The sequence below is a fragment of the Ignavibacteria bacterium genome, assembly GCA_016873845.1.
Classification (GTDB): Bacteria; Bacteroidota; Ignavibacteria; order Ch128b; family Ch128b; genus JAHJVF01.
The window spans coordinates 60,941-75,142 of sequence record VGVX01000002.1 but is presented as its reverse complement, the minus strand read 5'-3'; the positions used below and the strand labels follow the sequence as shown (position 1 = coordinate 75,142).

Annotated in this window: 8 protein-coding genes; 1 reads left to right on the top strand and 7 read right to left on the bottom strand. The window is 37.1% G+C overall.

What is annotated here, in order from left to right; all coding sequences use genetic code 11:
* Positions 1 to 5 precede the first annotated feature (5 nt).
* Entirely contained in the window at positions 6 to 3,266 is a 3,261-nt protein-coding gene (locus FJ213_01005; protein MBM4174744.1) for a glycosyl hydrolase, read from the top strand.
* Between the two features lie 55 nt (positions 3,267 to 3,321).
* Here FJ213_01005 and argF read toward each other — a convergent pair whose 3' ends face one another.
* From argF to FJ213_00970, 7 genes are all read right to left on the bottom strand, one after another.
* Positions 3,322 to 4,254, bottom strand: a complete 933-nt coding sequence (gene argF / locus FJ213_01000) for an ornithine carbamoyltransferase (GenBank protein ID MBM4174743.1) — start codon at positions 4,252 to 4,254, stop codon at positions 3,322 to 3,324.
* A gap of 128 nt (positions 4,255 to 4,382) precedes the next feature.
* Positions 4,383 to 5,324, bottom strand: a complete 942-nt coding sequence (arcC, locus tag FJ213_00995) for a carbamate kinase (protein ID MBM4174742.1) — start codon at positions 5,322 to 5,324, stop codon at positions 4,383 to 4,385.
* Positions 5,321 to 6,640 (bottom strand): GTPase, encoded by a 1,320-nt coding sequence (locus FJ213_00990; protein ID MBM4174741.1) that lies wholly within the window; start codon positions 6,638 to 6,640, stop codon positions 5,321 to 5,323. The genes arcC and FJ213_00990 overlap by 4 nt, the downstream gene beginning before the upstream one ends.
* Before the next feature lie 14 nt (positions 6,641 to 6,654).
* Positions 6,655 to 8,487 (bottom strand): glutamine--fructose-6-phosphate transaminase (isomerizing), encoded by a 1,833-nt coding sequence (glmS, locus tag FJ213_00985; protein MBM4174740.1) that lies wholly within the window; start codon positions 8,485 to 8,487, stop codon positions 6,655 to 6,657.
* Between the two features lie 147 nt (positions 8,488 to 8,634).
* Positions 8,635 to 11,823, bottom strand: a complete 3,189-nt coding sequence (locus tag FJ213_00980; GenBank protein MBM4174739.1) for a response regulator — start codon at positions 11,821 to 11,823, stop codon at positions 8,635 to 8,637.
* Positions 11,824 to 11,899: 76 nt separating this feature from the next.
* The gene (locus tag FJ213_00975; GenBank protein ID MBM4174738.1) at positions 11,900 to 12,781 is read right to left on the bottom strand and encodes an FtsX-like permease family protein; all 882 of its coding nucleotides are present in this window, start codon (positions 12,779 to 12,781) and stop codon (positions 11,900 to 11,902) included.
* Positions 12,781 to 14,193: a phosphoglucomutase/phosphomannomutase family protein gene (locus tag FJ213_00970; protein MBM4174737.1), complete on the bottom strand. Its 1,413-nt coding sequence runs from the start codon at positions 14,191 to 14,193 to the stop codon at positions 12,781 to 12,783. Before FJ213_00970 ends, FJ213_00975 begins: the two co-directional genes overlap by 1 nt.
* Between the last annotated feature and the right edge of the window lie 9 nt (positions 14,194 to 14,202).

Genomic DNA, 14,202 nt, shown 5'->3' with positions numbered 1-14,202 from the left:
TAGCCATGAAATTAAAAATATTTTCTTTGATTGTATTTCTCCTTCTTCCACTGTGCCTTTTAGCACAAAAGAAAGTAGAAAAAAAAGATTCCATTGACGCTTCAACATTCGCAGGATTAAAGTGGAGAAACATCGGACCAGCTATTACCTCCGGTCGTATTGCTGACTTCGCTGTGAATCCAAATAATTTCAGTGAATATTATGTTGCAGTCGCAAGCGGGCATATCTGGAAAACACAAAATGCTGGAACAACTTATGAACCTGTTTTTGATAACTATGGAGCTTATGCAATCGGATGTTTGGCTATCGATCCTAATAATGCACATGTTGTCTGGGCTGGAACAGGAGAGAATAACCATCAACGCGCATTAGGTTATGGAGATGGAGTCTACAAAAGCATTGACGGTGGAAAATCATGGAAGAATATGGGGCTTAAAGATTCCAGACAAATTGGAAAAATTGTTATCGATCCAAGAAATTCTAACATTGTTTTTGTTGCTGCAGAAGGTTCGGTTTGGGGACCAGGAGGTGATCGTGGATTGTATAAAACTATCGATGGAGGAAAAACTTGGAAGAAAGTCTTGAATGTCAGCGAAAACACCGGTGTAAATAATTTGATCTACGATCCAAGGAATCCGGATGTCATGTACGCAACCTCGGAACAAAGAAGACGTCACGTTTTCACTAAAATAGGAGGCGGACCTGAATCAGCTGTATATAAATCAGTTGACGAAGGTGAAACTTGGGAAAAAATAATGAACGGACTTCCGAAGGTCGATATAGGTGGAATGGGAATAGATATTTCACCAGTTAATCCTGATGTTATTTACTTAATTCTTGAAGCTGCTGATAATCAAAGCGGATTCTATCGTTCCACAAATCGAGGAGCATCTTGGGAAAAAAGAAGTGATCATCACGAGTCTGGTCAATACTACAATGAAATTTTCTGCGATCCGAAAAATGTTGACAAGGTTTATTCAGTTGAAACTATCTCGCATGTTACAGTTGATGGAGGAAAGTCCTGGAAAGCTCTCAGTAATAGAGGTCGTCACGTAGACGATCATGCAATGTGGATTAATCCAAATAATACGGATCACTATCTTATTGGGGGCGATGGAGGTGTATATGAGACTTTTGATTGCGGCGAAACTTATAATTTTAAAGCTAATCTCCCAGTAACACAATTTTACAGGGTAAATGTTGATAATAGTTTTCCTTTTTACTTTGTTTATGGTGGAACTCAGGATAACAACAGCATGGGAGGACCATCTCAAACTTTGAATTCAACTGGAATAGTAAATAATGATTGGTTCGCAACAAATGGAGGGGATGGTTTTTGGACAGCAATCGATCCAGATGATCCGAATATTGTCTACGCCGAGTCCCAGTACGCTGGAATGGTTCGTTATGATAAACAAAGCGGGGAAACAATTCGCATTCGTCCCGAACCACGCAAGGGTGAAAACACATACCGCTGGAATTGGGATACGCCTTTTTTCATTAGTCCGCATAATAAAACAAGATTGTATTGTGCCGCTAACAAAGTTTTCCGCAGTGAAGATCGCGGCAATAGCTGGGAATCCATCAGCGAGGATCTAACCGCTCAAATTGATCGAAACTCATTTCCAGTCATGGGAAAATATTGGAGTGTTGATGCGGTAGCAAAAGATAAATCAACTTCACTATATGGAACGATTGTATCGATGAGTGAGTCGCCAGTTAAAGAGAATCTTCTCTATGTTGGAACCGATGATGGTTTGATCCAAGTTTCTGAAGATGGAAAAACATGGAGAAAGATTTCGGAGTTTCCTGGAATTCCCGAAAACACTTATGTAAGTGATATTTATCCTTCAAGATTTGATGAAAACATAGTCTATGCAAGCTTTAATAATATCAAGCGAGACGATTTCAAGCCATACGTGCTTGTAAGTAGAGATAAAGGAAAAACTTGGAAGTCCATCTCAAACAATCTGCCTGAAAATGGAACCGTTCATACAATTGAACAAGATTTCATTAATCCAAATCTGATTTTTGTCGGAACTGAGTTCAGCATATTTTTCAGTACTGACGGAGGCGAAAAATGGAATAAACTAAATTCTGGTTTGCCAACTATCTCAGTTAGAGATATGGTGATCCAAAAAAGAGAAAGTGATCTTGTAATAGCAACTTTTGGGAGAGGTTTTTATATCCTTGATGACTATTCCCCTCTTCGCCAAGTTAAAAAAGAAATGATTGATAGCGAAGCACATATCTTCCCGATAAAAGATGCATTGATGTACGTTCCCTCTTTTACATTAGGTGCCTTGGGCTCATCTTATTATGCAGCTTCAAATCCAGAATTTGGTGCAACATTCACTTATTATATTAAAGAAGTTCCAAAGACTCTAAAACAAATTAGAAAAGAGAAGGAAAAAGAATTATTTAAAGATGGAAAACCAATCCCACAGCCATCCAATGAGGAATTGCAAAAAGAAGATCTAGAACTTTCTCCTTATTTGATATTTACGATCTTTGATGAAGCAGGGCAAGTTGTTCGTAAACTTACCAAATCGGCTTCTAAAGGCATCCAAAGACTAACGTGGGATATGCGGTATCAATCGACCTCACCGGTATCCGTTTCTGAAAAATTTGAACCGACATCGAAAACTCAAAGCGGAACACTCGCATTGCCAGGAAAATATAAAGTTTCTTTTTCTCTTGTTACTCGTGATGGAATGAAAGAATTAGTCTCTCCAGTTGAATTTAATTGTGTGACGCTGCGTAACACAACTCTCCCAGCAGATTCCAGAGAAGAGCTAGTGCTATTTCAGAAAAAGGCAACATCACTCGCTCGGACGGTTCAAGGTACGCATAGATTTATAAACGAGTTGACGAAAAGAGTCGATAATTTGAAACAGGTTATTTTGAACACTCCAGATGCACTATTTGAAATGATGACAAGAGCAAATAACATTTCTGATAAGCTTAATGAACTACTTTTAAATTTTGAAAGAAAATCTAAATTCCCAAGCACAGAGGAAAATCCACCTTCTCCAGTTACTATAAATGAAAGATTAAGAACACTTGCTTATACACATTGGCGTTCAACCTCAAATCTTACGAAGAATGAACAAGTAGCATATGACGTTTTGGCCGAAGATTTTCCACCAATATTAGCCAGAGTTAAAAATATTTATGAGGTTGATATTAAAAAGCTGGAAGCGGATTTAGAAAAAATTGCCGCACCTTGGACACCAGGAAGAGTTCCCGAGTTGGAAGTGAAGTAAAGAATGTGAGAAAAGTTTCCATCCCGACAAGTCGGGATGGAATCCTTCTCATTTTCTACATAACCAATGCCATAATCGCTTTTTGAACATGAAGACGATTTTCCGCCTCATCAAAGATCACTGAATTTGGACTATCTGCCACTTCATCGACAACTTCATCCCCACGATGTGCTGGAAGACAATGCATAAATAGATAATCTTCTTTCGCATTCTTCACTAAGTCAGGATTGACTTGGAATTTCTCGAATTTCTTTTTTCTATCCTGAGCTTCTGATTCTTGTCCCATACTTGCCCAAACATCAGTATAGACAATATCAGCATTTTTAACTGCAGCGATTGGATCGCTCAATATTTCAACTTTAGAGCCAAAATATTTTGCGTTGGCTTTTGATTCTTCAACAACTTCTTCAAGCGGCAAATAGCCGGATGGAGAAGCAATTGTTACATCCATTCCAACTTTTGAGCAACCCTGTAAAAGACTGTGAGCCATATTATTTCCATCGCCGATGTAGGCAAGTTTTAATCCTCGCAAAACTCTTTTCTTTTCGAGAATTGTAAATAGATCAGCAAGTACTTGACATGGATGGTGCAAGTCGGTCAATCCATTTATAACCGGGATAGAACCAAATCGAGCTAAGTCAATTACATCCTGATGCGAAAAAGTTCTTATCATAATTCCATCTAAGTATCTTGAAAGAACTTTCGCAGTGTCTGAAATTGTTTCTCCGCGATTTAGCTGTAGATCATTCGGTCCGAAGTACATACCAATTCCGCCAAGCTGATAAATTCCTACTTCGAAAGAAACTCTTGTTCTAGTAGATGGTTTGGCGAATATCATACCTAGTGTCTTTCCAGCTAACAGATGATGTTGTTCACCAGAAATCTGTTTCATTTTCAATGAAGCACTTAACTCAAATATCTGATAAATCTCTTCATGAGTAAGATGCTGAATCTCTATTAAACTTTTATTTTTCATTTTTACAGACATAAAAACCTCTATTTAATTTAGAATTGAGAATTGATAATTGATAATAATTAGGGGTGAATAGTTGAAATATATTGTGAGTCACTAATTCTCAACTCTCCATCCGTTAGCTAACGGAACAATTATCAATTCTATTTAACTATTCTCGTACCGCTTTTTGGATTTGATAATTCTCTAGATTCAGTAATTATCATTTCTTTCCCTGTGGCTTCGACAAATTCCACAGCAGCCTGGATCTTAGGACCCATGCTTCCAGACGGAAATTGACCTTCGGCAAGATATTTTTTTGCGTCTGAAACACTTAACTCATCCAATAGTTTTTGATCTGGCTTGCAGAAGTTAAGAGCGACTTTGGAAATATCGGTTAAAATGTAAAATGCATCAGCTCCAATTTCTATTGCTAAGAGTGATGAGGCTAAATCTTTATCAATAACTGCTTCAATCGCTTCGAGATGTCCATTATCATGCCGATAGACCGGAATTCCTCCGCCGCCGCACGCAATCACAATACTCCCCGTCTCAACTAAACTTTTTATTAAATCTCTCTTAATTACAGTTCTTGGCTGTGGTGAAGGAACCACTCGTCGAAATCCTCTTTTCCTTGCATCTTCTTTCATTATCCAGCCAGATTCCTTTTGAAATCTTTCAGCATCTCCTTTTGAGTAGAATTTTCCGATAGGTTTTGTTGGGTCTTTGAACGCCTCATCATTCTTATCTACTTCCACTTGTGTGATTAAAGTTGCAATTTGTTTTTTAATTCCCTTCTCATTGAGAGCATTCATCATTTGCATTTCTATCATGTAACCGATCCCGCCTTCAGAATCAGCCACGCAAATATCCAGTGGCATAATTGGGATTCCAAATAATTGATTGGCAGCCTCATTTCTCTGTAGAATGTTTCCAACGACAGGTCCGTTTCCATGAGTAATTACCAACTCATACCCTCGTTCGAGCAAAGGAATAATGTTCATACAAGTATCGTATGTATTTTTTTCCTGTTCCTCGATCGTACCTTTCTGATCTCCGCGTAAAATTGCATTGCCGCCGAAAGCCACTACTGCAATTTTTTTCATATAATTCCTTTCTCCTTCAGCACATCCTCGATATTTGGTTTTGTTAATTCTTTCAGATTGTACTTCACACGAGTTGCAGGTTTATCAATCTTAACAATTCTTCTCAAGTCAATAGGAGTACCAATGATGACTGAATCGCAATCAGCCCGATTGATTGTTTCTTCCAGATCTGCAATCTGCTCATTGCCATAACCCATAGCTGGGAGTAGAACACCAATTCCTGGATATTTTTTATACGTAGCTTGAATTGATTTTACTGCGAATGGTCTTGGATCGACAAGTTCTCTTGCTCCGAACTCTTTTGCAGCAACAACTCCCGCACCGAATTTCATTTCTCCATGAGTCAATGTTGGACCATCTTCCACAACAAGCACACGTTTTCCCTTTATCAGTTCCGGATTTTCAACTTCGATTGGCGAATCAGCATCGAGAATTACTGCCGATGAATTGACTATTCGAGTATTCTTCCTAACAGTCTCGACATCTTCTTTCTTTGCATTTGAAATTTTGTTAATGACAGCAATATCAGCAAGCCGCAAACAAGTATTTCCTGGATAATAAATCATTTCATGACCGGGTCTCAATGGATCGACTACTGTAATTGTACAATCTGCTTTATAAAACGAAGTATCGTTATTTCCACCATCCCAAAGAATTACGTCAGCTTCTTGCTCTGCCTGTTTTAAAATTTCACCATAATCAACTCCAGCGTAGATAACGTTTCCATTTACAATATGAGGTTCATACTCTTCCATCTCTTCAATCGTACACTTATGTTTTTGAAGGTCTTCGAGAGTTGCAAATCTCTGGACTTTCTGAGCTACAAGGTCACCATAAGGCATTGGATGACGAATTGCTGCAACCTTTTTACCTGCTTTTTTTAAAATCTCCGTAACCCTGCGCGAAGTCTGACTTTTTCCACATCCTGTTCTGACAGCAACAACTGCAATCACAGGTTTTGTACTTTTTATCATTGTTTCATCAGCACCGAGCAGTTTGAAACTTGCACCTGCAGCATTGACTTCCGATCCTTTTGATAAAACGTATTCGAACGGCACGTCAGAATAAGAGAATACTACTTCTTCGATTTCAAATTTTTTTATTAAGCTGGTTAATTCTGATTCATCATAAATTTTTATTCCATTCGGATAAAGTTTTCCAGCCAGTTCTGCTGGATATATCCTCCCATCAATGTTTGGAATTTGAGTAGCCGTGAATGCTGCTACTTCATATTCTTCATTGTTTCGATAAACTACATTGAAGTTATGAAAATCTCGTCCAGCCGCGCCCATAATTAAGATTTTCTTCCGTTTCATTTGACCTCCGATAATTATTCTACAGTTACACTTTTTGCCAAATTTCTTGGCTGATCAACATTTAAACCTTTTTTCACGGCGATATGATATGCGAGTAATTGAAGCGGGATGATTGTCAAAATAGGAGAAAGCATTTCAAGAGTGTTTGGAACTTTTATAACATCCTCAACGATTGAATCGATTGAATCATCATCTTCACTCGCAATTGCAATAACTCTACCCTTTCTTGCTTTGACTTCTTCTATATTTGATAAAATTTTGTCGTACGTGGAATCTTTTGTTGCAATGAATACAATCGGCATATTCTCATCCACAAGTGCTATGGGTCCGTGTTTCATCTCCGCTGCAGGATATCCTTCTGCATGGATGTAGGAAATTTCTTTTAACTTTAAAGCACCTTCAAGTGCTACCGGAAAATTATAACCTCTGCCAAGATATAAAAAATTCGGTGCTTTATAAAATTTCTCGGCGAGTTCTTCAATCTCACTTTGCTTCTGAAGAATTTGAGTTATTTTCTTCGGAAGATTTAATAATTCCTGACAAATTTTTTCGCCGTATGCGAAACTCAAATTCTTTCTTCTACCGATAAGAATCGTGAGCAGAGATAAAACTGCGAGCTGCGACGTAAATGCCTTTGTTGAAGCGACACCAATCTCGGGTCCGGCATGAATATATACACCTGCTTGACTTTCTCTTGCAATTGATGAACCGACCACGTTGCAAATGCCGAGTACAGTCGAGTTTCGTTTTTTTGATTCACGAATTGCTGCAAGCGTGTCTGCCGTTTCACCACTTTGACTTATCGCAACCACAATATCATTTCGGGTAAGGACAGGATTCCTGTACCGAAATTCAGACGCATATTCAACTTCTACTGGGATCTCTGCATATTGCTCCAGCATGTATTCACCGACCAATGCTGCGTGCCAGGAAGTTCCGCATGCTGTTAATATCAATCTGCGTGCATTAACTAAATCATCTACAATTTGCTCAAGTCCACCAAGTTTGACATTTCCTGCCGAAAGTACAATTCTACCACGAATTGCATTTTGTATGGAATCAGGCTGTTCAAAAATTTCTTTGAGCATAAAATGAGGGAATCCACCTTTTTCAATTGTGGAAATATCTAAATCGAGAACTTCGACTTCCCTGTCTATTTTTTGGTTACCAAGTGATTTTAAGTTAAAGTGATCTTTATATATCTCTGCAACATCGCCATCTTCAAGAAATACAACATTGTTTGTGTATTCTAATATTGCAGGAGCGTCAGATGCGATAAAGTGCTCATTCTCTCCGATTCCAACTATTAGTGGACTCCCCTTTCGAGCAGCGATTATTTTGTCGCCCTCAAGAGAGGAGACAACACATATTCCATAGGTGCCTTCAACTTCGTGCAAAGCCAATCTTACTGCCTCGATAAGTGATTTTTCTTTGTCAAAGAAATATGAAATAAGATGTACAATTACTTCGCTATCGGTTTCACTTGTGAATTGATAGCCAAGATCTTTCAGTTTAGTTTTGAGTATACGATAGTTTTCGATTATCCCATTATGGACCAGAGCAATTTTACATCCGCCATCAAAATGCGGATGTGCATTCTCGTTTGTAGGGGCTCCGTGTGTTGACCAGCGAGTATGTCCTATGCCGATAAATGCATCCTCATCATAATCTTGTATCAGTTTCTCTAAATTGCTGATCTTACCAGATGCTTTGTTTACAATTACTTTCTTCTTTTGAATGTAACTAATTCCTGATGAATCGTAGCCGCGATATTCGAGACGCTTTAAGCCATTAATTAAAATTGGAATGACTTTATTTTCACCGATATAACCAATTATACCACACATAAGATTTAATATACTCGTGAATGTTTTATTTATTTTTACAGATCTGGAAGGTAGAAAAACAGACTATTGCTGAGCTTATTCCTAAACTTCATACGTAAATTTACAAAAGGGTTGACGTAATCTCAAATATTACTTAATCTGCTCAATTCAGATTTTTACATTTTTGAGCCATTCTTTCAATTCTTCAAATGCTGTTGACAAGGATGCATAATCTTGATCTTTTGATGAATTCTCGATTTGGGCACCTAATTTTGAGACCTCGGGGAAGCCATACGCCACACCGTTGCCTTTAATATTATGACCAAAGAACTTGAATTTTTCAAACTCTTTCGGAGACATAATTCTATCCAGTTCAGAAATTTCAGTTCTCAACTGTTCTATATATTCAGTCTGAAATTGGATCACTTCTTCTTTATCAAATCCTTGGAAGTAAGGACTAATTTCTTCGTATTCAGGTTCAGTTGTTTTAATCACGGTCATTATTTCTCCGACTAATTTTTGTTGATCAACAGGTTTAGTTATATAACCATTGCATCCAGCAGCTAAACATCTCTCTCTATCCCCCTTCATTGCATGGGCTGTAAGCGCAATAATTGGTAAATATTTGTATTTATTATCTTGTCTGATAGCTTTCGTTGCTTCTATGCCATCCATAACTGGCATCTGAATGTCCATCAATATTAAATCATACTTGCCGCCATTCAATTTATCAAGACAGTCCCTTCCATCCACTGCTATATCATAAGTTGAACCGAGTCTCTTGAGAATGTGCGACATGAACTTTTGGTTCATTAAGTTGTCTTCTACGAGCAGAACATTAAGTGAAGGAATTTGGGTCTCGGATTTCGCAGGTGTAACTTCAATCGGTTTTACTTCAGCTAACGGAGTTTTAGTCCCGGTTAAGAGTTTATCAAGACTTTTTAAAAAATCCTTTTCTCTTATCTCAGATTTTTTGACTATTGTACTGCTCTTCTCGCGTAAATATGCTGTTTCGTTATCGTTCAATTCACGTGCAGTGATAACTAGAACCGGCGTTTTGTTGTATTCAGAACTTCTTCTTAATTCTTTGATGAATTCAAAACCGTCCATTCTTTCCATCATTAAATCAAGAATGATTAACGACGGGGGAGAACTTTTTAAAACATTGTCGAGGGCCATATCTGCAACAGAAAAACATTCGACGAAGTATTCATTTTTGTCGAGCAATTTATCTAATCTCTTCAGGACATTGACATCGTCATCCACAACAACAATTCTTTTCTTGTCCGGTGGCGTTTTATGAATGTTGGTGAGGATTTCCAAAAGTCTATTTTGTGCAATTGGCTTTTCAATATAATCAGCAGCTCCAAGATTAAGAGCTTTGTTTTGCTCCTGTAAAATTGAACAGACAATGACCGGGATCGATTTTGTTATTACATCCGATTTTAGCTCGCGTAAAACTTCCCAGCCATTTTTTTCCGGTAGAAAAATATCAAGCAGAATCGCATCAGGCCGGTGTTTCTTTGCAACAGACAGTACATCCTTGCCGCTTTGCAGAATCAAGAGATTGTATTTTTTTGACTTTAGAGAATTTTCATATACTCTTATAGTACTAATATCATCATCAACAACTAGAATAAGCGGTTCACCAGGTTTTCTTATCTGAATACTTTCTGCGACTTCTTCTTTTACAACTTCGACTTTTTCTCCTTTAACATCAGTAACTTCCACAGGCAGTTTAAACCAGAATCTTGAACCAACATCTAATTCACTCGATACGCTTATGCTTCCACCCATCATTTCAATTAGTCGTTTCGAAATCGTAAGTCCAAGTCCCGTCCCGCCAAATTTTTGTGCAGTATCCTTCTCTGCTTGGGTAAATGCTTCAAAAATTTTATTTAATTTCTCAGGCGCAATTCCAATTCCAGTATCAGTTACAGAATATTCAATATCGGCGAAATTCTCAACGAGCAGATTACTCGGAACATTTCGGACTACTAAATTTATTTCACCTTGCTTAGTGAATTTTAAACTATTGCCAATCAGATTTACCAAGATTTGACGGATACGCAGCGGATCGGTCACTACATTTTGAGGAACATTTTCTTCAACTTTAGTTTTAAATTTGATTCCTTTTTCAAGTACCCTTGGTTCAAATAACTTTGTGATTTCATTAATTTGCTTCCGAATATTGAAGCTGACTGGGAATAGATCAAATTTTCCAGATTCAATTTTATTTAAATCAAGAATATCATTTATTAAATCTAGAAGAGAATAAGAGCTCTGTTTAATATTAGAAAGAGTCTCGTGCTGTTCATTCGATAGATTATCCTGCAGAAGTAATTCAGTAAAGCCAATTATGCTGTTTAGTGGAGTTCGCAGCTCGTGACTCATATTTGCGAGGAACTCAGATTTTGCTTTTGATGCCAGTTCCGATTCAACTTTTGCACTGAACATTTCAGTAATGTCATGAGCAACGATAAGTAACTTCTTCAAATTATCATTTCTATCACGATATGGAATACGATGATAAGCGAAATGGTATTTCTTCTTTTTGATTGAAATTTCGTGATGATTTGTAGTGGGTTGATCTAACTCAAAAGCCTCAAGATCTTTTCTTTGTAGATTAGCAGCAATATCCTTTGGAAAAAGTTCTATGTCCGTCTTACCTATAACATCAAATTTTCGAAGCCCAAAAATCCTGATGAGGTGATCATTAACGCTGTCATATCGAAGGTTGGAGGATTTTTGAGCTATCATCGCAGGAATCAAATTCAATTGGTTTGATAATTCAGAAACTTCATTTCTCAATTCTACGTTACCGCTTCGTAAGACGGTTAGTGCTTCGAATGTGTCCAGCTGATAATGAAGAAAATTAACAAATTGCTTCAACATCAAAATCTCATCATCATAGAAGAACCGTTTCTCAACATCAGCGAAACCAAAAACTGAAACAACTTTTTTTGATGATAGGATTGGAATGAGCAGAACATGATTGGCGGCAAATTGTGATTTCCACTTGCTTAGTTCTATACTGATATCAACGTCATCATCACTTACATGATTACCAGTGCCTAAATAGCTATAAAGAGCAAGATAATTTTCCCAATTCCCATTCAAGTAAAGTTTAGAATACTTTTTATCTGAAAACCACTCAAACTTCAAATCCCAGAAATTAATATTGCGGCATCTAATGAGGTAAACATGATTGACTTTAAAGAACAGCCCAATTTCCTCAATTAAGTTCCGAAAGACATTCAAACTGAATTCAGAATTGTTTAAAACCCAGAGAAGTCTATCAAAGAATTTGACTTGTTCAAGAATACGTTCTTCTTTTGAAGCTATGTTATCAATCATTTGATTATTGTTGGTGGCTACCTGAATACACTGTTAATAATCGGTTTTTATATCTAGTTTTTGAATTTTTCAAAAATTATTTTGGAAAAACACTCTGCTTAAAAAATTTCTTGATAGAAATGAAACTACCAAAAAATCCAAAAATCCCCCCTAGAATTATTAAGGACAAACATAACAAAAGTAAATTACGAAAATCTACATAACTTTCAACAATAAGAATTTTATTGAATGCATAATTAAAAACAAAAACCGCTGCCGCTGCAAATATACCACTTAAAACTCCGACAATTATTCCTTCGATTAGAAATGGAAGCTTTATAAAATTATGTGTCGCTCCTACTAACCTCATAGTATTGATGACATCAATTTTATTATATAATGCTAATCTAATTGTATTAGATATTAATATTATCGTTGCAAGCATAACAATTGAAAAAACCACAATTAAAATAGTTTGAAAGGTTGATGCACGCGATTCTATTAAATCTAGAAACTGCTGATTAAAAACCACATCAGTTATCGCTCCAGATTCAAGAAGTTTAATTCTAAGGTTTTCAATGAATTCACGATTTAAATACTTTTCGTTGACCTCAATAGTAATAGAAGCCGGTAAAGGATTAAATGTTAAAATATCTTTGAAATCAATTCCAGTTTCGGATAAGAATCTATTTTTCGCTTCTCCCTTTGTAATAAGGTGAACGTCGGAAATTCCTTCCCAACTTTTAATTTGCTCCTGAATATCTTTAGCAGCAGTTTCAGTTATTGTGTCTTTGTAGAATGCTTCAACTTCAACCCGATTTTTTACATCGTCGACTAGAAATTTAGCGTTCAAGAAAAGATAAGCAAATAGACCTAAAAGACTTAAAGCAACAAACAATGAAAATATCGAGAGTATAAAAGATATCTTAAACCTTCTATACCCCGAAAAGCTTTCCTTTAGTAGAAAAAAGATATGCATTATAGTAAGGACTCTGCCGCGTCTAAAAGTTTTTTAGCTTTCTCTTTAGACTTCGACTCAGCATAGACTCGAACAATAGGTTCAGTCCCGCTCATTCTTATCAATAACCAATCATTATCGGTATTTATCATCTTAACACCATCTCGCAAATCGGTCCGAACAACTTTCTTCCCAAGAAGTTTTTTTGGAGGTTTGTTCTTCAAGACTTTTTCTAATTTCGATTTTAACTTATCGTCTATTTCAATTTTCTCCCGCAGATTAACTCTCATACCATAATCACGGTAAATATTATCCAATAATTCTGAGAGGCTGCATCCAGTTTTTGCGACAACCTCGATCGCTAGTAAACAGGCGGCAATACCATCTTTCTCGGGAATATGTTCGAAGAAAGTCAGTCCGCCGCTCTCTTCACCAGCCAGAATAACTTCCTCACGAGTCATAATTTCACTTATGTATTTAAATCCTACAGGAGTCTCATGAACACGGATTTTGTTTTTGAAAGCCACCATATCGAACAGATGAGAAGTGGCTAAAGATCTAACGGCGCTTCCAGCCCAGTTCGGTCTTGTTTCTAAAACATATCGAAGCAAAATTGGAAGAAAGTAGTTTGGATCGAAATAAGTACCATCCATATCAATCAAGCCAAATCTATCCGCATCACCATCCGTAGCGACACCTAAGAAATTTTTTTCATTAGCGACTATTTTAGAGAGTTCCCAAAGATTTTCTTCAGTAGGTTCAGGAGTAACACCTCCAAAATTAGGATCAGCATAATGATGCAGAGTCCGTACATCACAGCCGCATTCGATCAAAAATGTATCGAGATAATCCCTGCCTGTACCGTACATTGCATCATAAGCAATTTTTAATTTTGATTTAGCGATGGCTTTTAAATCAATTATATCGCCTAAGTAGTTAAGATAGTTTCTTCTCGGATTAATTATCTCGATCTTCTTTCTATCAACTAAAGTTTCAAAGCTATGAGTTTTTGAAATTTTCAGCTTCTTTGACTTGAGACGTGTTTCGAGCCATTGAGTGTTCTTGGTAAATGCCGAACCACCATGTGAACCGAAGAACTTTATCCCTTGATATTTTGCTGGATTATGGCTTGCCGTGAAACTAATTCCACCTCCCAATTTCCGTCGAACAATTTCGTATGCTACAACTGGTGTGGGTGTATCGCGCTCGGTGAAATACACCTTGATTCCATTTGATGCAACCACTTCAGCGGCAATTCTTTTAAATTCTTCCCCCAAAAATCTTGTATCATTTGAAATGATAATTCCTTGATTCGATTCCTTGTTTTTCTTAAGAAGATCGCAGATAGCTTGCGTGATCAACAAAACGTTGTCAAATGTGAATTGATCAGCTATTACTGCTCTCCAGCCGGATGTTCCAAATTTAATATGCATATTGAACCT